The following is a 23,343-nucleotide window of genomic DNA, read 5'->3' on the forward strand; positions in this document are numbered from 1 at the left end:
TACCCTGCAAGGCATTGGATAACAGGTTTTATTTGGGTGGATTAGAAGTATGTCGTTTTTGTCGGGCGTGATGTTAGGGCTAAGTTTAATTATTGCCATTGGGGCGCAAAATATTTGGATTTTAAGCCAATGTATGGCGGGCGCTAACCGTTTTGTTTTAGCTGCGGTTTGTATACTTTGCGACGCCACGCTAATTATTGTAGGTGTATTTGCCGCTAATGAGTTAAAGCTATGGCTGCCGGGGTTATTACCGTGGTTAACCTGGGGTGGTATAGCTATGTTACTTTACTTAGCATTTGGCTCTGCGCGCAGCGCAATTAAAGGCACATCGGGGTTAAAAGTAACTCAGGTAATAAAAGTGAGCTGGTGGAAAACGGCCCTTGCGGCCTTTGCTATAAGCTTACTAAATCCACATGTTTATTTAGACACCGTATTACTACTTGGCAGCATTGGCGCATTACAACCCGCGCCTATGCACTTTGCTATTGGTGCTTGTGTGGCCTCTGTTATTTGGTTTAGTAGCTTAGTGTTGTTTGCGCCAAAATTAAAAAAGGTTTTAAGCTCCCCGTTTAGATGGCGCGTATTTGATAGCTGTATTGCGGTTATTTTATGTTTTGTAGCGTTTCAGTTATATAACGTGCCAAGCCAATAAGCCAATAAGCCAAAACAGCGGTAGTTATGTATTTAACTACCGCTGTTGTTAGCCGTTTTTTAAAAGACTAAGACATTATTTTATAAAGTAATTCTCGCACTGTGGCCGGTTCAAACGGTTTATCACAAATGGCATCAACTCCTGCTTGCGCAATATTAGCTAGGTGAGTGTCGTTTGCCTCTGAGCTCACCATTAAAATAGGAATATGCGAGTAAGCATTTGAGCCACGTACTGTTTCGGTTAGCTCGCGGCCATCCATTTCTGGCATGTTGTAATCGGTAACGATTAAATCGAACGATTGCTCACTAAGGTGCGCTATGGCTTCTTTTCCGTTTTCGGCTTCTACCGGTTCGGGGATCCCCATGCCAGCAAGTACGCGTATTATGTGTTTACGAGCAAAGCGGCTGTCGTCTACAACAAGTACGCGAAGTAGCGTTACATCAAAATGATCAAGATCTACTTCTTCTTCGCTTATTATATCGAGGGTTGCTTTGAGTGCGCGAGTAATGGCTTTTGCGCTAAAAGGTTTAGGTAAAATAGCCAACACACCGGATTGGCGTAGTTGCTCAAGGTACTTTTTATTACGCTCGCTCGATATAAGCATAAAAGGTTGATGTTCAGTGGCGGGGTTAAGTCTTATTTTTTGCAATAATGAGTCGGCTGTGCCGTCTGATAAGTACATCGAGCTTATTACTAGGTCTGGGTGGTAACTTTCAAGTAACGATAAAACCTGCGCTTGAGTAGCCGCAGTTTCTACTTGTTTAACACCACTTTCTGCAAGCGATTTTATTATTATTTTTTGCTGAACCTCTGAAGGCTCTACAAGTAAAATGGACAAGTTTGCTATTGCAGTTAGGTCGCTCATTCAAGTCTCTTTAGTATTGTTATAATAAGGATAATAATAACATTGTTGACTCGTTAATATTATATAAAGAGATTGTAATCTTTAAGAAAACATTAGCAATCTCTTCAAAATATAGCACTTTCTAATTAGATTGGATGTATTCTAATGCATTCATTTTTTTGTACGTTACATTGCTGTGCATTATGTGAACAGGGTTAGGGTCTACCACTTCTACAGGTATGTCGTAATTACGGGCTATTTCTAATGCCATTTGGGTGATATTTACACTAAACGAGGTGCCCATAAATACAATTTTATCGGCGTTGAGCATACGCTGTTGTGCTTCGGTTATTCTGTAAAGCTCGGTGTAAAATTCATCGAACAACAACACAAAAGGCTTAAACGAATGATTAAGCTCCGGTGTTTGGTTTTGAATATTAAATAGCTCAAAAAGAGACTCATGCAGGCGACTTTCATCTACACTATCCCACGGAGTCATAAGCGGTTTAACGGCTTCGCCTTGCTCATGAAATAACGTCATTTGATCGAGCCTACCGTGTATAGCAATGTAATTTTTGTTACCGGCTTTGCCATCAAGACCATCTATATTTTGGGTTATTAAATTTTTATCGCTCAGCCAATGGTGTACTTCATTCGGGCCATGGTTACGATAGGCAGCAAAACGGTTGTAATACCAGGCTAAAAACTCGCGCGGATTGTTTTGATACATAGCACGCGTGGCCATTTCCATAGGCGTATAGTTTTTACTGCCTATAGTCCAAAAGCCATCTTCGCCTCTAAATGTAGGTATGCCACTGGCAGCGCTTACCCCTGCACCGGTAATATAAAGTGTATTCACTGTGTTACCTCGTACCCTAATACATCGCTTATTACTTGCTGTTGATTATTCATGCCGCCAATACGATATAAAGCCCCGTTATGCTCAAGTAGGCCACGGTGATCCATACTGCCAACAGCTACATTAGGTAATACCTGCCACGTGTTTTGCTTTATATTAAAACGCCACACATGGTTGCTCGCCGGGGCGGGCTGTTTATTGTAACCAATCCCATCGTAGTTATAGGGGTTATTAGAGCCGCCAATCATGTAAATATTGTTATTGTAGCTAGTAGCAGCCATGCGGTAATGCGATTCACCTGTAGGATGAGGTAACGTGCGCCAATCTATTTTTAGCGGATTGTTGGCATTTATTGTGCCTTTTAAACACTGCGCAACACCTGCAAACGAGCGGCGTGAATCTGGATTTGCTTGGGTTTTAACGCCATCGCAAATAACAATGGTGTTACCACTAATAGCAGCCGCTTGGCCAAATACAGGCTCACCTAAAAAAGGCGACGCCTGCTGCCATGTATTGTTTTTAGTATCGTACACCTGTACTAAATTTACGTTGCCATCGTTATGCCAGCCGCTAATAAGGTATATGTAACGCTCTTTGTAGCTTAGCGCTACGCTGTCATCAACTGGTACTGGCATGCTTGCAAGGTGTTTATACGTATTGTTTTTTATATCGAAACGGTACACATCGGGGCTTGAAATTTCAGTATGATCGCTATCTACCGTGTAGCCACCAAAAATATAAGCGTATTCACCTAAGCCAACAGCAGTACTGGCTAAGCGCCCCTTTAATGGCAAACTTGAAGGCACACTCGCTTGTTGCTGCCAAGCGCTGTCGCCCAGTTTTAGTGAAAATACCTTATTGTGTACATCTGTGTGTTGTTTGTTTTTACCAAGCCCCATAAAACTCAAAAAATAGCGTTGGTTTTCAACAGTAACCTTAGCTACGGCATTGTTTGCAACGGGTTCGGGTAAAGCAGGAAGGCTTGCTAACGCAATAGAAAAAAGAAGGCTCATAAAAACAAATAATATAAAAGTGACTAATACACTTAGGGTAAATTATTTTACCTGTATGAACCAGCTAACTATAAGTAATTTACCTTATTAATGCATGTGTTTAGGTGTGCTGCGTTTTACATACCATCTAATAATTAATGATATAGCCAGCAAGCTAAATTAGATAAGCGAATTTACAAGCAGCGCCTAATGTAGACTGCCTTATTACTTGATTTTGTAGCTTTATTTGTTAATTTTATTTAAAAACTACAAAACTTTAATAATTTAGCGTTAAATTTTAAAACACCCTTACTACTTAGTAATTTATGCTAGTTAGCCTAATAAAGTGTACTTTTAGCAATATAAAGTATGCTAATATTTTGTGGTAACAAATGTTTTACAAAAATATATCCTGTTTTTGATTTTTGATCCCTGTGGAGAAACCTAGGTGAAAATACCTAAAAAGCTATTGTGCTCACTTATTATTGCCTCACCAATACTTGCTGCAGAACCATTAAACGACGATGACTTAGACCTTGACGCGTTAATGGGAATGGATGTTCAAGCAACTTCTGCAATGAAACGAGCACAATCGGCCTTTAACACCGCCTCTTCTATTTATGTGCTAAGCAAAGAGCAAATTACAAGCTCGGGCGCTACCTCTATTCCTGAGGCATTAAAAATGGTGCCAGGCCTTACCGTAAGACAACTTGATAACAATCAATGGGCTATTTCTGCACGCGGTGTTGCTTCACGGTATTCCAGCAAATTATTAGTAATGATAGATGGGCAAAGCCTATATACCCCCAAATTTGCGGCTGTGTATTGGGAGTCGTTGCATGTGCCTTTATACGATATTGAACGCATTGAGGTTATTCGTGGTCAGGGCGGGTTGTTATGGGGTAATAACGCAAATAACGGCGTGATCAATATCATTACTAAAAATAGCTTAGATACACGCAACACTTACGCTAAAGCAATTACAGGTAATCAAATAAATGCCGACATAAGCCTTCGCCATGGTGGTGATATTTCTGATATTGGTAGTTACAGGGGCTACTATAATACTAAAAATACCGCACCTTCTAAAAAAGGCAGCCTCATTAAACCTAATGACTTTACTAAACAGCACGCTGTCGGCTTTAGAGCTGATTTTACGCCAAGCGATGAGTGGTCAATCCTCCTGCAAGGGGATCATACCCACACAGAGCACGGCCAAAACCTTACTGGGGTAGTAGATGCGTCTAACCGCAGTCAGCAATTTCCAACTATTGCAGATAGGCGCGATACGCGAATAATGACCCGTGTTGAGCATCGTCTTTCAGATAATGCAAACCAAATGCTGCAAATGTCGTGGCTTAAACAACATGGTGAACAACCCTATATAAATGAAGATTTTGAATCGATTGACGTTGATTATCAAATGAACTTTATTACCGGAGCACTCCAAGTAGATTGGGGGCTTAATTATCGATTTAATGATATTTCTTTTCAAGACAGCATTTTTATTAATAGCGATAAAGACCTAGAAGACCTTCATCAATACGGTGCCATGCTGCAAGCGCAATACAGTGTTATTCCAGATACGTTAAACCTCATTGTAGGCACAAAAATAGAGCATAACGATTTAACCGGTTGGGAAAACCAACCCCTTGCCCGCTTTACCTATCAGCCAAATAGCGAACACCTAGCATGGGGTTCAATTTCACGTAGCGTGCGTATTCCTACTCTAATTGAATTTAACGATAACTTTAGAGTAAATGGCCAAAAAATCTCAGACGTTATTGGCATGCAGTCGGGTATTGCTGAAATAGATCAATACCATATAGCTACATTTTTAAATGGTAACGATAACGTAAAAGCCGAAAATTATATCTCGTACGAGCTAGGCTACCGTATATCAAAGGCGGAGTGGTCTTTAGATGTTTCTGCATTTAATACGCAAGCGAATGATGTGGCCGTAATTAGCTTAAACCCTCATGTAGAACAATTTATACCTGCATTAAACTTTTACTTAGCCGGGGAAGTGTCACAAGCATTTGCGGCGCTTCAAACAACAAGCTTAGATTACGACTTTGTTTCGGTAGGTGAAACTACCACAACCGGCGGTGATTTATTGTTCTCGATGCAACTAATGGACGACTTAAGCAGCGAAGTTGGCTACAGCTATACAAAAATAGATTACGACTTACCTAATGCAACACGCCCTACTATTGGCTACGACTCAGTAAACAGACAATTATTTACTAAACTGAATTACCAATTAAGTGAGCAGCATTCTATTTTTGCCACGCTAAGAGCCGAAAATTCAAGCACTTACAATACAGATAACTACACCGCTGTAGACCTTACATGGAACTGGAAAATAAACAATAACTGGGCCACAGCAGTATCAGGCAAAAATTTATTTGCAGGCTCACACATAGAATACGCCAATACTCGCGAAACATTTACTGTTCCTAATTACATAGACGAGTGTGTTACGTTTTCTGTTAGTGCAACATTTTAAGAGAGCCAATGCTTAAGCCTTTAAATCGATTGCTTTACCTATTTTTTTGCCTTGCGCTTTGTACAAGCTCAAGCGCGTTTGCGGTGCAAAAAGAATATGTGCTTAAAGCAGGCTTTTTATATAACTTTGCCCGTTTAGGGCAATGGCAATCTGCACCCGAAAACGGCTCCGACTTTTTAATTTGTAGCCCCGACAGCCAATTTATAGCAATAGCAAATGCCGCCCTAGAAAACAGAAAAGTACATAATCGCCACTTACGAAATAAACTAACTCCCCTTGAGGCAACTGCACTTGAGGGCTGTGATATAGTATTTATTACCGATAATACCTATAACATGTGGTTAGATGCCCACCCCGCGCTTAATTTAAAAAATACAATGATAGTTGGCGAAACCGATGGCTTTATAGCCGCACAAGGACATATTCGATTTTTCCTTTCAAGTAGTAAGGTGCGCTTTGAAGTTGCCCCAAGCAAGCTTAAAAAAGCAGGCATTACTATGAGCTCAAAAGTGCTGCGCCTAGCACGTGTAGTTGAGGGGTAAACAATGAAAAACTACTTCTCACTCAACTCAATGAGTAAAAAGCTGCTGTTTATTTTAATGAGCGTTGCACTTATTTCTACCGCTACCGTTACTGCTGTTTTTAGCGCGTATGAGCTAAAAACCGCAAAACAAGAACAAACACAAAGCCTAAAATCACTCTCGCAAATATTAGCCCCCAATATTAGTACTGCTTTAATATTTTACGACACCGCCGCAATAAAAGAGCTGATTGAGCCGTTATTAATGCGCTCCGATATTGTATCGGTAGAAGTGATAAACAATTTTAGCCAACAACTTGCAAGCGTAACCTCGCCTAAATACAGCCAAGAAAGCTCAGCCCCGCATACAATAGAAGTAAAAACACCATTAACAATTGACGCTCAACGCTACGGTACGCTGATTGTGCGCGCCGACGACAGTGACCTAAACGATAGAGCCGCTTTTTATGGCCGGTTTATTATTGTTTTAATGATTTTTAGCTTTATTTTAAGTTTGCTTGTATCGCTAATGCTCAGAAAGCGTTTTTTAAATCCCATTTTATATTTAGCACAAACAGCAGAGAAAATTACCTCATCTAACGACTATAGCTTACGTGCTAAAGAGCTTTCAAAGGATGAAGTGGGTAAGCTAACAAGCTGTTTTAATACCATGCTGCAAACTATAGAACAGCGCGACAACCTGCTAGAAAACCAAGTAAAACGAAGAACAAAAGAGCTCGAAAATGCCAATGTTCAGCTGCATCAATATGCCTATCAAGATGGCTTAACCGACCTACCTAACCGCCGTTATTTTTATGAGCACCTGCAACAGCTTGTAAGCACACCTGAACAACCATTTTCTTTGGTATTTATTGATTTAGATGGCTTTAAAGAAGTAAACGATAGCTTAGGCCACGACTTTGGTGATTTATTACTTCACGAAGTGGCTAAGCGACTTCGCCGCTGCTTAAAACAGCAAGACATAGTGGCGCGCTTAGGCGGTGATGAGTTTACCCTAATACTAAAAGGAATAAGCGATACAACAGCGGTTTCGCACATTGCACACGATGTAATGAAAAGCCTGACCCGAACAATAACCATAAAAAACGAACATGTGCAGGTAACCGCGAGTATAGGCGTGGCGTTTTTTCCGCATGACGGCATATCGGTCGAAGCCTTAGTTAAACGAGCCGACCAAGCGATGTATTTATCAAAAAGTAAGGGGCGAAATAGGTTTGAGTTTTTCTCATACGAAATGGAAGAACTGGCGATTGAAAAGCGCCGCCTTATAGAAGAAATACGCATTGGCTTAAATAACAATCAATTTGAACTTTACTATCAGCCAATATGGGACCCCCATTCACGTACGCTAAAAAAAGCTGAAGCGCTGATCCGTTGGAACCACCCAGAGCGAGGTATTATTGGCCCTGTCGAATTTATCGATATAGCAGAGCAAAATGGCTTGATAAAAGAGTTAGGTGAATGGGTTAAATCGCAAGCTGTTCGCGATGCGGTGCAGTTTAATAAGCTAAGCTATACACCGGTGCAAATTAGTGTAAATACCTCGCCTTTAGAAATTGATCGCGACGGTATTTGGGTTACCCAATGGGTAGAGGCGTGCAAACTGTATAATTTGCCACCTCATACTATTTTAATTGAAATAACTGAAAATAGCTTAATGGACCCCGATAACGCTATTCAGCACCATTTAAAACGCCTTAATGCGCTTGATATAGACATTGCCATTGATGATTTTGGTGTTGGGTACTCATCGCTTGCGTACTTGCAGCAGTTAGACATTGATATACTTAAAATAGATCAATCGTTTATACAAAATATCGAAGCCAACAGCAGCAGTATAGCGCTAATTAAAGCCATAATTACTATGGCGCATAACTTAGGGGTAGAAGTGGTCGCCGAAGGGGTAGAAACACCAACCCAACAAGCACAATTAATCGCGCTGGGCTGTGATTACATTCAAGGCTATTTATATTCAAAGCCGCTTTCAAAGCAAGACTTTATAAATAGCCATCTGCAAATAAAAGCAACCGTTGAATAACCTACAACCAGCGCGGTACGGTTTGCTTATATTTTAGGTAGTCATTATTAAAACGCGTTACTAAATGCGCTTCTTCAACGGCTATTTGTTTATAAAGCGCATATAAGCCCACAGCAAGGCAAATTAAGCTAAATAAGCTTGGTAATGCTAAAAAGAACCCCAACTGAGCAGTTGCCACACCAACATACATAGGGTTGCGCGAAAAACTATATAACCCGGTAGTTTTAAGTGTTTGAGGCCCATTTGGGTCTATACCCGAGCGCCAAAGTGACGCCATATGAAAATGAACAACCATACTGAGCACAAAGCCCGCCGTGAGCATAATATTGCCAAACATAACACCCGGCCACCCATTTAAGGTATAAAACATACCTAAGTAGTTATCAGTGGCAGGCACAAACACACGCAGCACACACACAAACCATATAGCAGCTCTAAAAAACTTAAACGCCATATGATTCCACCAGCTAGTACAAAACTTAGCGCCAGGAAAAATAACACCCGAGGGCGTTGAACGATTTTTATAAATAATTCTAACGGTGTAAAACCCCGCCACAAACGTATAAAAAAGCGCTAAATACACACGCGTAAATTCGATTAGCGAAGCAGAATCATCTATCAACGGTTGGTAACTCATTAATTTATTTTCTTCATCCTTTTATAATAATTTCATCATAATGGTCATGCTATTCATTAACAAGGTTAGTGTGCTAAAAACGTATAGTGGGCTTTTATTTAAAAACTATAATTTATACCCGCGTAGTAGCGCCTACCTGAGTAACTTGAACTTAATAAACGCGCATCGCTATCATTACCTAAACGCGTAACAGTTTCCGATTTAGTTAAATTAATAACAGAGGCTGTTAAACTTAAGCCATCAGATATATTAATGGCGGCATTTACATCAACTTGCTCGTAAGGATCTTGGTATACATTTAAACCGCTGTTTAAGCCAAGTACTGTTTCGCCGCGTTTATTGTACGACGCGCGAAGAGTAAAGTACTCGCCTTCGTAATAAGCAGAGGTGTTGTACTGGTATTTAGCGCTTCCAATTAATGGCGATTGGCCAAATTCTTCACCATTTACACTTACATCGGCTTTATTGGTTTTGTTATAGGTGTAATTAGCATAAAAACCAAAACCACCTGCAAATGCATGTTGAATAAATACTTCAGCCCCTTTTGATACCGCATCGGTGCCGTTACCCACTGTGCTGTATGGCGCAACGGTAATGAAACCGCTCTCTACTATATTTTCTTTGCCTTCAAAATCTTGCTGCATATCTATTACCAGCGGCACAACAAAGTTATCAACCTTTTTATGAAACAGCGCTAACCCCAATGCAGAGCCCTCGGCGTAATAATATTCAATAGATAAGTCGGCCTGCACTGATTCAAAAGGTTTTAAATTTTTATTACCGCCACTGCCACTAAAGCCTGCAAGCTCTTTGAATGCGGCTCTGTCTTCTGCCCATTCATTTGATACAAACGTGATACGCTGCTGCGAGCCTAAATCGCTGTAATCTGGTCGCGCCATCACTTTAGCGATAGCGCCCCTAATCACTAAATCGTCGGTGGCATCCCACGCTATGTTAAAGCTTGGCAGAATTTGTGTGTCGGTGTTTTTTTGTGTAACCAACTGATAGTCTTCTACAAAACGCGCATCGCCAGTTACCGGCTCGCCTGTTTCATCATTGGTGTGATCAAGTTGATAAGTATATAAATCGGTAGAAGAGGTTAAGGTTTTAGTTTGTACTACGCGCACACCTAAATTACCTCTTACTTCACTAAATTCAAAATCGCCTTGAATGTAAAACGCTGATATTTTTTCTTCAATATCGTACACAAAGTTATCTTCTATGCGGGTATAAGGCGTGTAGTTGTCGGTTACTAAATCTCGGTATTTATCCCAATCTATGCTGGGCATTTGGTTTATATTAAACCCGCCAACTATATTGGTTTGATTAATAAACACATCCTCGGCAAGTGGCATACCGCCATTCCATTGGTAGCTATCAAATTGCGTGATACCTTGCTCACTCGCTTCACCTGCAGCAATATCAAAGTTAGGATCTAAAAAAAACGTATTACCGGTCTCGCGGTGTAAGTTGGCATGGCGATATTTAGCCCCGGTTCTAATCGTTTTTAAAAATCCCCAATCAACATAAAAGTCGATGTCGGCTTGATAATAATCCTCTTCGAGTTCGCTGCGCACAAAGCTTGAATTTGACGAACCCGCATCACGCCCACCGCCTAAGCCACTTTGCAAGTTAGCTAATGTGTTGGGGTCAATACTCAGCGATACATTATTTTCATTTAAAGACCACGCTGCGCTTTGCGATGCGTTTTGAATAATGGTTTCGTTTTCACCGGCGTTTGAGCTTTTATAAGCGGCTTCCCAGCTTTCTTCAGGGCCGCCCTCAGATTGAGTGTTACCAATAACAAAGCGGGCTTTAAAGCTATCGCCTTCGTAGGTTAAATTAAAATCGATAGTATCGGAGGTAGACTCTTCTCGTACATAACTGCCACGCATCCACGGAAATTGCATATCGTTTTCAACACCGCTAGCACTGGCATTATATTGCATACCCGTTGCAATGGTGCCTGTTTCGTCTAGGTTTACTGCGGTTAAAAAATCAGGATTAAGTGACCACTCAGGAATATCAATGACTGATTCGGTTCTGTCTTGTCCGAGTGTAAAACCAAAGTAGTTAAACCCTAGCTCTAAGCGATTAGTTGGGCGCCATTGTGTACTAAATTGAATACCTTCACGCTCACGTTTTTCATTAAGCACTGAGCCACGTACAACTTGCGGAAACCACACGCCATCATAACGATTACCGCTGGCATCACTTATCGTATCCCACCCGTTATTGTTATCAACGGCATTACCATTAATATCAGTAGGTTGACCGCCACCCGTGTAACGCCATACATTTGCATCGGTGCTGCCTGTTAAAGTGCGATTAGTACGCTCTTGATAGGTATAACCCACCAATACGCCAAAGGTGTCGTCGTCATTTTTCCACGAATATAAGCCACTAAATTGCGGCTCATACTCTTTTGTCACATCGGCGTAAGTAGATTCAACGTTAAATACACCTGAGTTTGCCTCCATGCTTAAAGGCTTGCGGCTATGCATTAATACTGTGCCGCCCACGCCGCCTTCATCTAAACGCGCTTCTGGCGATTTATACACTTCTACGCTCTCTATCATGGCAGATGGCAGTAAAGTGTAATCGAACGAGCGTGAAGGCTCCCCAGGTGATGAGGCTATAAAATTGCCATTAAGCTGAGTAAATGTGAGCTCAGATGATAAACCACGAATACTCACCGATGCCCCTTCTCCGCCATCGCGTTCAATAACAACGCCGGGGACACGCTGCAACGAATCCGCTACATTTTTATCAGGAAATTTGCCAATATCTTCGGCAGTAATTGCATCCACCACAGAGCCAGACATACGCTTAACATCTAAGTTCTCAGCCATGCTTGAGCGTATACCCCGTACCTCAATTACTTCCATATTTTTTTTAAGCAGTGTTTTAGCGTTTTGTGAGGCAGCATCATCAGCTAAGCTAAATGGGCTTGAGGTAATAAGTGATGCGCAAAATAAAGATTTATATACTTTAGATAAAGGATAATGACGTAGGCAATTAATCATTTTTTACAGCTATTCCATTTACATTGCTTAGGCTAAGCAAATCAGTGATCCATTAGCGTATTGCAGTACGTAATGGCAAATTGCTGCAAAGTTTACATGGCGAAACTTAATGTATTGTTAACGCTTGACTTAACTTAGTCTCAACTGTGGTTAAAAAATGACTCGCAACTCACTATTTAAACTTATTAGGGTTTATGCGCCCGTTTTTAAGCTATTTAATGCTAGCTAAGGTGAAAATAACCCCTTGTTATAAAATTATTACCCACCGCTTTACTTCACCTAAACTCCGGTTAAGAGACTTACTAACAAATTAAATTACAGTGATAGTAAAATTTATTTTCTCTAGCCAGAGATAGGTTTATTACCCACAGTTCAAATTACTTAATATGTGCCGGTACGCATTCTTGTTAAAGCAGAAAACCGCTTTCGCGGTTTTATTTTATGCTTGTTGTTTTAACGTATTTACTCAATCAGTTATTAGAGTTTAATTGGCTGGTAAATTGGCCTACTGCATTAACCACTTTTTGGGCTCCATCTTGAATTTCTGCCATAACCTCGCCCGACTCTTTAGAAAGCGCTAAACCTTGCTCTGCTTTTTCTTTGCCTTGCTCAATAACCGCTACCGTACTTTGGGTTTGTGACTGATTACGCTGTACCACTTCCACAATTTCTTCTGTTGCTTTTGATGTTCTTGACGCTAAATGCCTTACTTCATCAGCAACCACGGCAAACCCGCGCCCTTGCTCTCCTGCACGCGCAGCCTCTATTGCAGCATTGAGTGCAAGTAAGTTGGTTTGCTCGGCAATACTACTTATGCTTTGCACTATGCTGGCTATTTGTTGTGATTGTTGATCCAGCGCCGAAATTTCGTTAGCTGCTTGCTCCATATTTACAGCCAGCTCGTTCATAACAGATACGGTTTCTTGTAATACGCAGCTACCACGCTCTGCGGTTTTATCTGTTTCTGTAGAGGTGCCATAGGCTATTTCGGCTGCTTGCGAAATAGCAATTTCACGGTTTACTTGCTCAGTAATTACGGTGGCAAATTTCATTACCTTATAAAGCTGATCCGCATCATTCGAAATAGGGTTGTAGGTGGCTTCTAACCAAATTACATTGCCATATTTATCTATGCGTTTAAACCTGTCGGCAATAAATTGGCCTTGCCTAAGCTTGCTCCAAAACTGTTGGTATTCAGCCGAATTAGCTTCTTCGGTTTGACAGAATACCCGGTGATGCTGGCCAATTATTTCTGATTCATTGTACCCCATGGCTGACAAAAACTGATCGTTTGCCGTTAATACATGCCCCTGTAAATCAAACTCAATCACAGCCATAGAGCGATAAATCGCTTTTATTGTGTCGCTTTGTTCACGAGAGGTTGTAATGGTTTTAGTAAGTACGGTGCCAAACACCGAAAAATACAATAACTGATTTTGCTCACCCACCACAGGGTGCACAATTAATCTTAGCCACTCTGCATTGCCATCTTGGCGAACAAATTCAATAGCCCCACTCCAGTGGCCTTCTTTTTGGAATGCTTTTTCAAGCTCTTCGTATTCAGGTGATAACCGCGACTGTTCAGCAATAAAATCGCCTAGCTGATTATTTGTTAAATTATCTTCGTTATAACCTAATGCGTTTAAAAAGTTATCGTTAGCATGCGAAATTCGCCCATCATAAAGTACATTAAGTACCAGCATTTCTTTGTAAAGCCCATCCCACACTTGCTCTAAAGGGTACAACTGAGCTTTTAAAGCGGCTATTTCGTTTTGCTTACCTTTTGAAAAAAACATTAATTTCCCTACCAAAAAACACTAAATCAAGTTACTTCCAGTATAGGAGGTATTAATGATAACGCGATAATTAATAAGTAGTTTAAGCTAATTTTTTGCTAAATTTGTAAGCATATGTTCCTTTTTATGTGTTCAGCCTTCACTTTCAACTAGGTTTACATACTTTTGTGCGAGCTGCTCAAGTGACTCCCTATTTAAAGGATCGCTTTTAATGCAATTAATGGGGCACACTATGACACACGTTGGTTTATCGTAATGCCCCACACATTCAGTGCACTTATCTGGGTCTATTTGGTAGATTTCTTCTCCCATAAAAATCGCGCTGTTGGGGCACTCATCTACACATACATCGCAGTTAATGCACTTGTTATTTATAAGCAGAGCCATGCTAGCGCTTACTCACTTGCTACTTTTTTATAGGGGTTGCGGGTATCTTGGTGCTCATCTAAATTGCGCATTAATATTGCGTGCTCTAAATTAATGCGTGTATCTAATCGAATTTTAACGTGATACCCAGAGCCTTTTGCATCACTAATACTTTCGCCCTTTTTGTTTTGCATGTATTCAAGTTCAAAAATAATGTTCCCTTGTGGTGTCATCAGTTCAAGTGAGTGGCCTGTGCAAAATTTATTTTTTACGTCTATTTCAACTAAACCATCAGCATGGCGCCCTATTACTTCCCCAACAAATTGCTGCTTAGTTGATACAGAGTGACCGTATTCATAGTTTTGATAATCTTGGTGGGCATGGCGCTTTAAAAAGCCTTCGGTGTAGCCTCTATGCGCTAAGTTCTCAAGTGTTTTAAATAAGTGAGTATCGAATGGTTTACCCGATGCCGCATCATCTATGGCTTTACGGTATACTTGCGCGGTGCGCGCTACGTAATAAAACGATTTTGTCCGCCCTTCTATTTTTAAACTATGTACACCCATTTTTGTTAACTGCTCTACGTATTGTACGGCGCGTAAATCTTTTGAATTCATAATATACGTACCATGTTCATCCTCAAATGCAGGCATATACTCACCAGGGCGACCTTGTTCCTCTAACATAAATACTTCGCTACTTGACGTACCTTCACTAAGAGTAGGAATAACTTGGTTCGGATCAATTTTATGCACCATCTCACCCGTTTCGTTTTCAACGCCTGGTTTTACATCGTAATTCCAGCGGCAGGCATTCGTGCAGGTACCTTGGTTTGGGTCGCGCTTATTTATATAACCCGAAAGTAAACAACGCCCCGAATACGCCATACACAATGCACCATGCACAAATACTTCTAGCTCGGTGTCAGGGCAGAGTGTGCGTATTTCGGTTATTTCTTCAAGTGATAGCTCGCGCGATAAAATAACCCGCTCAATACCTTGTTTTGCCCAAAACTGAACACTTGCATAATTAACTGCATTTGCTTGCACCGATAGGTGAATAGGCATGGCTGGCCACTTTTCGCGTACCAGCATAATGAGCCCAGGATCTGACATAATCAGCGCATCGGGTCCCATAGCAATCACAGGTTCTATATAACGTAAATACGATTTAACCTTTGCGTTATGCGGAGCAATATTAGAGACCACATAAAACTTTTTATTTTGCGCATGGGCTTCATTAATCCCTATTTGTAATGTCTCTAAATCAAACTCATTATTACGTACCCGCAAACTGTAGCGAGGCTGACCTGCATACACAGCATCAGCTCCATATGCAAAGGCGTAGCGCATGTTTTTTAAACTCCCTGCAGGGCATAACAGTTCGGGAATAAAAGAAGTTACAGAAGAAACAGCTGGCATATGCGCTCCATACAGCTAACCGAGTACACATCGGTTGCATGATTAATTAATTTACAAGCGCGGCATTATAAATGCGCCAAACAATGTGCTTTTGATCAAGATCATAAAACTGCAACCAAACTGGTTTTTAATAAAATTAGGTTTTTTCAATTAAAACGCGTATAATTCGCGCCCGTAAATATTCACACTTTTATTTAAAAATTATTGGAGCATAAAGATGGCTTTAGAGCGTACTTTCTCAATCGTAAAACCTGATGCAGTAGCAAAAAACCACATCGGCGCAATCTACAACCGTTTCGAAACTGCGGGTCTTAAAATCGTTGCAGCTAAAATGGTTCACCTTTCAAAAGAGAAAGCTGAAGGTTTCTACGCAGAGCACAGCGAGCGTCCTTTCTTCGGTGCTTTAGTATCTTTCATGACATCTGGTCCAGTAATGGTTACCGTTCTTGAAGGCGAAAACGCTGTTCTTAAAAACCGTGAAATCATGGGTGCTACTAACCCTGCTGAAGCACTAGCTGGTACTTTACGTGCAGACTACGCTGATAGCATCGACGAAAACGCTGTTCACGGTTCTGACGCTGTTGAATCTGCTGCTCGCGAAATCGCGTACTTCTTCGCTGACGAAGAGCTTTGCCCACGTACTCGTTAATTCGAGTTTTACAGTTAACGCTGTAATGCAAAGTAAGAAAAGGGCTTTCGAGCCCTTTTTTAGTCATTACGTAAAGTATCCTTAAGTGCATTTTGATATTTTACTTAATGATTAAAGTGGGTGAATTGTGTACAATTCGCCCTTGTAAATTTTATCTCCACCGTCACCGATTGAGGTTGTTTCATGACCGAGCAAAAAAAGATTAACTTATTAGATTTAAACCGAGATGCAATGCGCGAGCTATTTGTATCATTCGGTGAAAAGCCATTTCGTGGCGACCAGGTGATGAAATGGATTTATCATTTTGGCGTTGATAACTTTGACGACATGAGCAACGTTAATAAAAAGCTTAAAGAAAAGCTTAAAAACGAATGCGAAATTGTTGCGCCAGAAATCTCTGTTCGCCAGCAAGCAAGCGACGGCACAATTAAGTACGCATTAGTGCTTGATGGCGGCCAAGAAGTTGAAGCTGTATGGATCCCAGAAAAAGACCGCGCCACCTTGTGTGTATCTTCGCAAGTCGGTTGTGCCCTTGAGTGTACGTTTTGTTCAACTGCGCAACAAGGCTTTAACCGTAACCTTAAAGTGTCTGAAATTATTGGCCAAGTTTGGCGTGTAGCTAAAGACATAGGCCTTGATGGCAACAGCGAAAAACGCCCAGTTACCAACGTAGTAATGATGGGGATGGGCGAGCCCCTGCTTAATATTAAAAACGTAGTGCCGGCGATGGAACTTATGATGGACGACTGGGGCTTTGGCTTATCTAAGCGCCGCGTAACATTAAGTACCTCAGGGGTTGTACCTGCGCTTGATTTATTAAAAGAAAAAATAGACGTAGCACTTGCTATTTCACTTCACGCTCCCGATAACGCTCTGCGTGACGTACTTGTACCAATTAATAAAAAGTACCCTATTGAAGAATTTTTAGCCGCGTGTCGTCGTTATATCGATGGCTCTAAAGCAAATAAAGACGTGACCATTGAATACGTTATGCTAAATGGCGTTAACGACAGCACCGACCAAGCACATGAGCTGGTTAAAACGCTTAAAGGTACACCTTCTAAAGTTAACCTTATTCCGTTTAACCCGTTCCCGGGTAACGAATACACGCGCTCTAGCAACAGCCGTATTGACCGTTTTTCTAAGGTTTTACAAGCTGCGGGTATTACGTGTATTGTGCGCCGTACTCGTGGTGACGATATTGACGCCGCCTGTGGGCAATTAGCCGGCGATGTTGTTGACCGTACTAAACGTATGGCGAAAAAGAAAATGCGCGACGATAACGCAATTAGCGTAAATATCCAGCAAGCATAAGCCTGTAACCACCCTGCGTATATTCCCTGTGCAGGGTGGTTAAGTTGTTTATTTTTAAATAAATGATGCAACACTAAGGGTTTTAGGTAAGATAGGCGCTATGGATAGAAAAACAGAGACAAGGTAATGCGATCTTTACTTGCTTTAACACTTTCAACACTTGCCCTTACAGGGTGCGTAAGTGAAAGTAGTTATAACGGCAGTGACAAACCCGTCGTCGAAAACAAAATCAATAATGCAGGCGCAGCACGCACTCGTATCGCCCTCGCTTTACAATACTTAGAAACTGGCAACAACTCGCAAGCAAAGTATAACCTTGAGCGAGCTATAGAATTTGCCCCAAATCTACCTGAAGTACATTACTCTCTTGCTTATTATTACCAACAAGTAGGCGAAAAAGAGCGTGCCGATAAAGCCTATCAAAAAGCATTAGCAATTAAGCCTGACGATCCGAACACGCTTAATAACTACGGTGTGTTTTTATGTAGTATTGAAGAGTATGACCGCGCGACCGATCAGTTTTTAAAAGCAATTGATATTCCAAGCTATATTCGCGTTGCCGAAAGCTACGAAAACCTTGCCTTATGTGCCATAGAATTTAACGACTTTGAAAATGCAGAGAGTTACTTTAAACAAGCACTTAATCACAGCTCGCAACGTACATCGACCCTAATAAGCTTAGCCGCCCTTTTTTATGCTAAAAGCGATTTACATAAAGCCAGCGAAGTATTAAAGCGTCATGACGACACCGGCCGAGTGTCTGCACGGGCTTTATTGCTTGGTTATTTAATTAAGCAGCGCATGGGCAGAATAGAAGAAGCAGAAAAAATTGCCGCCACCATAATGCAAACTTACCCAACCAGTAAGCAAGCCTATGCTATTCGCGATAATCGTACTAGACAAACTGAGTTTGAAATACTGCGCGAAAAATACCGTAAAGCGCAGCTCGAAGAGCTTCAAGAGCAGTATGGCGAAGAGCAAATCAGTGTTGAGCAACCAAAAATTAAAATTATCCGAAAAAAGCGCCCAACTACCGATAATTCGACCAGCTTAATTTCTCCAGGGGTTGAGCCTTCAAGCCCAGTATTAAATGAGACGGCAAAAGCACAGGCAACCATTGCCGCAGCAAACAAACAAAAAACCGTAGCTGAGCAAAATGATGACGTTGCCACTCTCACGCCAGCGGCTCAACCAACGCAGGCTGAAGTAGTTACAACAACAAAAGCAGTAGTGCCAGCTGCGGCAGCCGCTCCAACCGTAACAAATACTGCCCAAGTAGCAACTACAACTACAACATCTGCGCCTGCAGAATCTAATACAGATACCGCAGCGGTGCTTTTGGCTTTAACAACGGATCACCAAGCGCAACAAACGTCTACACCCACAGCTGAGCCGCCAAAAGCCGTCGCTAAACAAACACCCAAAGATGATGACGAAGTAAAAATAATTTCATTTGGTGCGCCCAAACAAGCTAACTTTAACACCCCACAAAATACACGCCCTGCTGCAAATGGCCCACAAAATACGGGCTTAAATAATTCGGTAGTATTTTATGAGGCTAAAAAAGACAGTGCGGTATTTAGTAATAACCCATACAGCGACAGTAACGACATTACACTAAAAAACTACCAACCAAGTGTAAAACAAGAGCCTCCCATGCTTAATCCAAAAGTCCCCCCTTTAAAGGTGCCTTTTCATATTATTGAGTTTGGTGAAAACCTATTTAGCATTTCAGTGCGATACAATGTTAAACTACAAAAACTCCTGCAGTGGAATGGTCTAAAGGAGTCGGATCGTGTTATCAACGGAAGTAAAATTTATTTAAACGATCCTAATATTTATTACGAGATTAAAGCTGGCGATACCCTTTACGACATAGCTACCCAGCGGCATGTATTAATTGATGAATTAATGCGATGGAATAAATTAAGCCCAGATATAGAACTTACACCTGGGCACAGACTATTACTAGTGGATCCAAATTCGTACCTATTATGACAGAAGAAACTACGCAACAAAGCGATGAGCCAAGTGTTGGGCAACTATTAAAAGCGCACCGAGAGCAGGCTAATGTAAGCTTAGAGTCACTTACTGGCCCACTTAAGCTTTCTATTTCTCAGCTGCAACGCTTAGAAAGCGATCAGTACCAAACGTTAGGCCCTATTACCTTTGTAAAAGGCTACATTAAAAACTATTGCCGTGAACTACACGTCGATAGCGCCCCTATATTAGCTAAATTGCCAGCACCGCCCGAGCCTACAAAGCCGGCTAACATGCAAAGCTTTTCGCGCCGCACAGAAAAAGAAGCCCACGACAGCCGCCTAATGCTGGTGAGCTACATTATTTTAGCCATTGTTATTGGCTCATCTGCCTTATGGTTTTGGCAAAATGCTACGCCTATCGATGAGCAAACAAGCACAATCAATATTGAAAATTCAATTTTAGATAACCAGCAAAATAACAACGCGCTAAATAACGAAAGCGAGAACACCTCGCAAGTGCAAGCAACACGGGCAGTTGAGCGCACACCGGCTGTAATGCCTTTAAGTGCTGAACAAGTCCCCTTAAGTGAAGCCGTTAATGCCACGGCGCCTATTGCCGCTAGCACCCAAACAGCCACTAACGAGCCCGACACGCAAAGTAACACCAGTACAATTAACATGGTGTTTAACGATGAGAGCTGGGTAGAAATACACGATGGCGAAGGTGAGCGCATTGCATTTGGCGTAAAAAAAGCAGGCTATAAAATGGCTGTAAGCGGTATCCCGCCTTTTTCAGTTGTGCTGGGTAAGCACGACGTAGTTAGTGTTTCTCTAAACGGCGAACCAGTTGATATTTCTGGTTATCCTAAAAATCGTTTAGCCAAATTTAAATTACCATTAGCAGAGTAGTCGCTATGTTTTCAGAATCTCCAATTAAACGCAGAAAATCAACCCGCATCAATGTAGGCAACGTGCCTATTGGTGACGGTGCCCCTATTGCCGTGCAGTCGATGACCAATACCGACACCATGGATATAGATGCCACGGTAGCGCAAATCCAAGCAATACAAGATGCCGGCGCCGATATAGTGCGTGTATCTGTACCAACTATGGATGCAGCAGAAGCGTTTAAAAGTATAAAAGAGCAAGTTAGTATACCGCTTGTAGCCGATATTCACTTTGATTACCGCATAGCGTTAAAAGTGGCAAAATATGGCGTAGATTGCCTACGTATAAACCCAGGGAATATAGGCAGTGAAGAGCGTATTAGAGCCGTTGTAGACTCTGCACGCGAGCATAATATCCCTATTCGTATTGGTGTAAATGGCGGCTCATTAGAGCGCGACCTACAAGAAAAATACGGCGAGCCAACTCCCGAGGCATTACTTGAATCAGCAATGCGCCATGTAGATATATTACGCCGCCTTGATTTTGACCAATTTAAAATATCGGTAAAAGCATCAGACGTATTTTTAGCTGTAGGCGCTTATCGTTTACTTGCTAAAGAAATAGATCAACCCCTGCATTTAGGGATCACCGAAGCCGGCGGTATGCGCTCAGGCTCGGTTAAATCGGCTGTAGGTTTAGGCATGTTACTTGCCGAAGGTATTGGCGATACGCTACGTGTATCACTTGCTGCCGACCCAGTTCAAGAAATCAAAGTAGGTTTTGATATTTTAAAATCGCTGCGTATACGCTCTCGCGGTATTAACTTTATTGCCTGCCCTAGCTGCTCACGTCAAGAGTTTGATGTAGTGAGCACCATGAACCAGCTTGAAGAGCGCCTAGAAGATGTTGTTGAGCCAATGTCTGTTTCGGTAATTGGTTGTGTCGTTAACGGCCCAGGCGAAGCCCTTGTTAGTGATATTGGCCTTGCCGGTGCAAACCGCCGCTCAGGTTTATACATTAATGGCGAGCGTCAAAAAGCGCGTATTGATAACAACAACATTGTTGACCAGCTTGAAGGCTACGTGCGCGACTTTATTGCTCAAAAAGAGCAGCAAACACCTATCGACATTAAAATAGTCGAATAAATACCGTATAAAGCGCCAAACCACGGTGTTTGGCGTTTACCTTTATAGCTAGAGGATACCCAAACGACCCCAAGATACAGAATTCAGCGTTTCACAGGCTCTTAATATCAAGGCGTTACTTTGCAAGAATGGCAATCCCTTTTAAAAAGTAACAACGATGAGAGTAAGTGTCTGTGAACCGCCCAACGGGTTGGTTTAAAAGCGATTTATACTGCGTTATTGATTTTAACAATAGAACCACTATTACTTTCAATCAATGCCTTGCCTAAATCGCTTTTAATTCAAACGACGCTCGCATCATGGGGTCATTTGGGTATATAATGACGGGTCAATTTTTAGCATTCTTGTTGTGTAAGCATTTTTTTATTACACATAAACAGTAATTAGGATTTATCAGTGGCAAAACAAATTCAGGCAGTTCGCGGTATGAACGATTGTCTGCCGGGCGACACGCAAGTTTGGCAGAAAGTAGAAAACATTTTACGCGAGACAGTAGCATCGTTCGGTTATCAAGAAATTCGTTTTCCTATTGTAGAATCAACCGACTTATTTAAACGCTCTATTGGTGAAGTAACTGATATAGTAGAAAAAGAAATGTATACCTTTGCCGATCGTAACGGCGACATGCTAACCCTTCGCCCAGAAGGCACCGCAGTGTGTGTACGTGCAGGTAACCAAAATGGCTTGCTTTATAACCAAGAGCAGCGCCTGTGGTACATGGGCCCGATGTTTCGTCATGAGCGCCCTCAAAAAGGCCGCTACCGTCAGTTTCACCAATTTGGTTTAGAAACATTTGGTATTGCCACAGCCGATATAGACGCAGAAGTTATTTTACTTACCGCGCAATTATGGAAAGCATTTGGCATTAACGAACACGTACGTTTAGAGCTTAACTCGTTAGGCTCTAACGAAGCACGTGCTGATTACCGCGATGCACTCGTTGCCTACCTTGAACAGCATACCGACGTGCTTGATGAAGATTCAAAGCGCCGTATGTATTCAAACCCATTGCGTGTACTTGATAGCAAAAACCCAGACGTGCAAGCAATCTTAGTGGATGCGCCTAAATTGTCTGAGCATTTAGATGCTGAATCAAAAGAACATTTTGCAAATTTATGTGAACGTTTAGACGCAGCTGGCGTCATATACACGGTTAATGAAAAGTTAGTACGTGGTTTAGACTACTACAACCGCACCGTATTTGAATGGGTAACAGATAGCCTAGGTGCACAAGGTACAGTGTGTGCTGGCGGACGCTACGATGGCTTAGTTGAGCAACTTGGCGGCAAAGCAACGCCCGCAGTTGGTTTTGCTATGGGTCTAGAGCGCTTAGTACTGTTACTACAAGCACTTGAGTGCGTAGGTGACATTCGCCGCAATGCTGATGTATATTTAGCGGCAATGGGCGACAAAGCCAGCGTACAAGCCCCTGCCATTGCAGCGCAACTGCGTAGCGACGTACCCGGTTTACGCGTTATGGTGCATGCCGGCGGCGGTAACTTTAAAAAACAACTAAAACGAGCTGATAAAAGCGATGCACTAGTGGCTGTTATTATTGGCGAAGATGAATTAGAAAAAGGCGTTGTGACCATCAAATATTTACGTGAGCGTAAAGAGCAAGTCACACTAGAATTAGAACAAGCTAAAGCGCTATTAGCTGAGCTTATCAATAGCTAAGCTAACT

General features: G+C 41.7%; 18 protein-coding genes. 10 read left to right on the top strand and 8 right to left on the bottom strand.

Annotated elements, in window-relative coordinates; translation table 11 throughout:
* Window positions 1-49 precede the first annotated feature (49 nt).
* Entirely contained in the window at window positions 50-652 is a 603-nt protein-coding gene (locus tag SJY38_RS18235) for a LysE/ArgO family amino acid transporter (RefSeq protein WP_024032917.1), read from the top strand.
* Window positions 653-719: 67 nt separating this feature from the next.
* On the opposite strand, the gene SJY38_RS18240 is transcribed toward SJY38_RS18235, so the two are convergent.
* The 3 genes from SJY38_RS18240 to SJY38_RS18250 all read right to left on the bottom strand — a co-directional run bounded on the left by SJY38_RS18240 (window position 720) and on the right by SJY38_RS18250 (window position 3,368).
* Entirely contained in the window at window positions 720-1,517 is a 798-nt protein-coding gene (locus tag SJY38_RS18240) for a response regulator (protein WP_004587007.1), read from the bottom strand.
* A 121-nt stretch (window positions 1,518-1,638) separates the two neighbouring features.
* On the bottom strand, window positions 1,639-2,355 hold the full coding sequence (locus SJY38_RS18245) for a Sir2 family NAD-dependent protein deacetylase (RefSeq protein ID WP_024032918.1): 717 nt from the start codon (window positions 2,353-2,355) through the stop codon (window positions 1,639-1,641).
* The gene (locus SJY38_RS18250) at window positions 2,352-3,368 is read right to left on the bottom strand and encodes a Kelch repeat-containing protein (protein ID WP_377110489.1); all 1,017 of its coding nucleotides are present in this window, start codon (window positions 3,366-3,368) and stop codon (window positions 2,352-2,354) included. Before SJY38_RS18250 ends, SJY38_RS18245 begins: the two co-directional genes overlap by 4 nt.
* A 427-nt stretch (window positions 3,369-3,795) precedes the next feature.
* On the opposite strand from SJY38_RS18250, the gene SJY38_RS18255 reads away from it, so the two are divergent.
* The 3 genes from SJY38_RS18255 to SJY38_RS18265 are packed head-to-tail and all read left to right on the top strand — an operon-like array spanning window position 3,796 to window position 8,435.
* On the top strand, window positions 3,796-5,856 hold the full coding sequence (locus SJY38_RS18255) for a TonB-dependent receptor plug domain-containing protein (RefSeq protein ID WP_377110490.1): 2,061 nt from the start codon (window positions 3,796-3,798) through the stop codon (window positions 5,854-5,856).
* A gap of 8 nt (window positions 5,857-5,864) precedes the next feature.
* The gene (locus SJY38_RS18260) at window positions 5,865-6,398 is read left to right on the top strand and encodes a YfiR family protein (protein ID WP_377110492.1); all 534 of its coding nucleotides are present in this window, start codon (window positions 5,865-5,867) and stop codon (window positions 6,396-6,398) included.
* A gap of 3 nt (window positions 6,399-6,401) precedes the next feature.
* Complete coding sequence (locus SJY38_RS18265; protein WP_377110494.1) at window positions 6,402-8,435, top strand: EAL domain-containing protein; 2,034 nt, start codon at window positions 6,402-6,404, stop codon at window positions 8,433-8,435.
* Window position 8,436: 1 nt separating this feature from the next.
* On the opposite strand, the gene SJY38_RS18270 is transcribed toward SJY38_RS18265, so the two are convergent.
* The 5 genes from SJY38_RS18270 to yegQ form a co-directional block, all read right to left on the bottom strand.
* Window positions 8,437-9,072 (bottom strand): isoprenylcysteine carboxylmethyltransferase family protein, encoded by a 636-nt coding sequence (locus SJY38_RS18270; protein ID WP_054981654.1) that lies wholly within the window; start codon window positions 9,070-9,072, stop codon window positions 8,437-8,439.
* Between the two features lie 98 nt (window positions 9,073-9,170).
* Window positions 9,171-12,098, bottom strand: coding sequence for a TonB-dependent receptor (locus SJY38_RS18275; RefSeq protein WP_286741626.1), 2,928 nt, complete (start codon window positions 12,096-12,098; stop codon window positions 9,171-9,173).
* A 470-nt stretch (window positions 12,099-12,568) separates the two neighbouring features.
* Window positions 12,569-13,894, bottom strand: a complete 1,326-nt coding sequence (locus SJY38_RS18280; protein WP_055255596.1) for a PAS domain-containing methyl-accepting chemotaxis protein — start codon at window positions 13,892-13,894, stop codon at window positions 12,569-12,571.
* Between the two features lie 132 nt (window positions 13,895-14,026).
* Window positions 14,027-14,281 carry a YfhL family 4Fe-4S dicluster ferredoxin gene (locus tag SJY38_RS18285; protein WP_286741629.1) on the bottom strand — a complete coding sequence of 85 codons (255 nt, stop codon included), beginning with the start codon at window positions 14,279-14,281 and terminating at the stop codon, window positions 14,027-14,029.
* Window positions 14,282-14,289: 8 nt separating this feature from the next.
* A complete protein-coding gene (gene yegQ, locus SJY38_RS18290; protein WP_286741631.1) occupies window positions 14,290-15,681 on the bottom strand; it encodes a tRNA 5-hydroxyuridine modification protein YegQ in 1,392 nt (463 codons plus the stop codon).
* Window positions 15,682-15,898: 217 nt separating this feature from the next.
* Here yegQ and ndk point away from each other — a divergent pair, with 217 nt between their 5' ends.
* The 6 genes from ndk (at window position 15,899) to hisS (ending at window position 23,336) form a co-directional block, all read left to right on the top strand.
* Window positions 15,899-16,330, top strand: a complete 432-nt coding sequence (ndk, locus tag SJY38_RS18295) for a nucleoside-diphosphate kinase (protein ID WP_004586996.1) — start codon at window positions 15,899-15,901, stop codon at window positions 16,328-16,330.
* 183 nt (window positions 16,331-16,513) lie between these two features.
* Window positions 16,514-17,644: a bifunctional tRNA (adenosine(37)-C2)-methyltransferase TrmG/ribosomal RNA large subunit methyltransferase RlmN gene (locus SJY38_RS18300; protein WP_004586995.1), complete on the top strand. Its 1,131-nt coding sequence runs from the start codon at window positions 16,514-16,516 to the stop codon at window positions 17,642-17,644.
* Between the two features lie 126 nt (window positions 17,645-17,770).
* Window positions 17,771-19,642, top strand: a complete 1,872-nt coding sequence (pilW, locus tag SJY38_RS18305; protein WP_377110495.1) for a type IV pilus biogenesis/stability protein PilW — start codon at window positions 17,771-17,773, stop codon at window positions 19,640-19,642.
* The gene (locus SJY38_RS18310; RefSeq protein ID WP_286741636.1) at window positions 19,639-20,535 is read left to right on the top strand and encodes a RodZ domain-containing protein; all 897 of its coding nucleotides are present in this window, start codon (window positions 19,639-19,641) and stop codon (window positions 20,533-20,535) included. The genes pilW and SJY38_RS18310 overlap by 4 nt, the downstream gene beginning before the upstream one ends.
* 5 nt (window positions 20,536-20,540) lie before the next feature.
* Window positions 20,541-21,659, top strand: coding sequence for a flavodoxin-dependent (E)-4-hydroxy-3-methylbut-2-enyl-diphosphate synthase (ispG, locus tag SJY38_RS18315; protein WP_004586992.1), 1,119 nt, complete (start codon window positions 20,541-20,543; stop codon window positions 21,657-21,659).
* 396 nt (window positions 21,660-22,055) lie between these two features.
* A complete protein-coding gene (gene hisS / locus SJY38_RS18320) occupies window positions 22,056-23,336 on the top strand; it encodes a histidine--tRNA ligase (protein ID WP_004586991.1) in 1,281 nt (426 codons plus the stop codon).
* Window positions 23,337-23,343 lie beyond the last annotated feature (7 nt).

It is taken from the genome of Pseudoalteromonas sp. R86517 (assembly GCF_042466295.1).
GTDB lineage: Bacteria > Pseudomonadota > Gammaproteobacteria > Enterobacterales > Alteromonadaceae > Pseudoalteromonas > Pseudoalteromonas atlantica.

Excerpts from the sequence above, each read along its gene's own strand:
- SJY38_RS18240 (WP_004587007.1), bottom strand. The coding sequence starts at position 1,517 with ATGAGCGACCTAACTGCAATAGCAAACTTGTCCATTTTACTTGTAGAG.
- SJY38_RS18310 (WP_286741636.1), top strand. The coding sequence starts at position 19,639 with ATGACAGAAGAAACTACGCAACAAAGCGATGAGCCAAGTGTTGGGCAA.
- SJY38_RS18265 (WP_377110494.1), top strand. The coding sequence starts at position 6,402 with ATGAAAAACTACTTCTCACTCAACTCAATGAGTAAAAAGCTGCTGTTT.
- SJY38_RS18285 (WP_286741629.1), bottom strand. The coding sequence starts at position 14,281 with ATGGCTCTGCTTATAAATAACAAGTGCATTAACTGCGATGTATGTGTA.
- SJY38_RS18300 (WP_004586995.1), top strand. The coding sequence starts at position 16,514 with ATGACCGAGCAAAAAAAGATTAACTTATTAGATTTAAACCGAGATGCA.
- yegQ (WP_286741631.1), bottom strand. The coding sequence starts at position 15,681 with ATGCCAGCTGTTTCTTCTGTAACTTCTTTTATTCCCGAACTGTTATGC.
- pilW (WP_377110495.1), top strand. The coding sequence starts at position 17,771 with ATGCGATCTTTACTTGCTTTAACACTTTCAACACTTGCCCTTACAGGG.
- ndk (WP_004586996.1), top strand. The coding sequence starts at position 15,899 with ATGGCTTTAGAGCGTACTTTCTCAATCGTAAAACCTGATGCAGTAGCA.
- SJY38_RS18260 (WP_377110492.1), top strand. The coding sequence starts at position 5,865 with ATGCTTAAGCCTTTAAATCGATTGCTTTACCTATTTTTTTGCCTTGCG.
- SJY38_RS18250 (WP_377110489.1), bottom strand. The coding sequence starts at position 3,368 with ATGAGCCTTCTTTTTTCTATTGCGTTAGCAAGCCTTCCTGCTTTACCC.
- SJY38_RS18275 (WP_286741626.1), bottom strand. The coding sequence starts at position 12,098 with ATGATTAATTGCCTACGTCATTATCCTTTATCTAAAGTATATAAATCT.
- ispG (WP_004586992.1), top strand. The coding sequence starts at position 20,541 with ATGTTTTCAGAATCTCCAATTAAACGCAGAAAATCAACCCGCATCAAT.
- SJY38_RS18270 (WP_054981654.1), bottom strand. The coding sequence starts at position 9,072 with ATGAGTTACCAACCGTTGATAGATGATTCTGCTTCGCTAATCGAATTT.
- SJY38_RS18280 (WP_055255596.1), bottom strand. The coding sequence starts at position 13,894 with ATGTTTTTTTCAAAAGGTAAGCAAAACGAAATAGCCGCTTTAAAAGCT.
- SJY38_RS18235 (WP_024032917.1), top strand. The coding sequence starts at position 50 with ATGTCGTTTTTGTCGGGCGTGATGTTAGGGCTAAGTTTAATTATTGCC.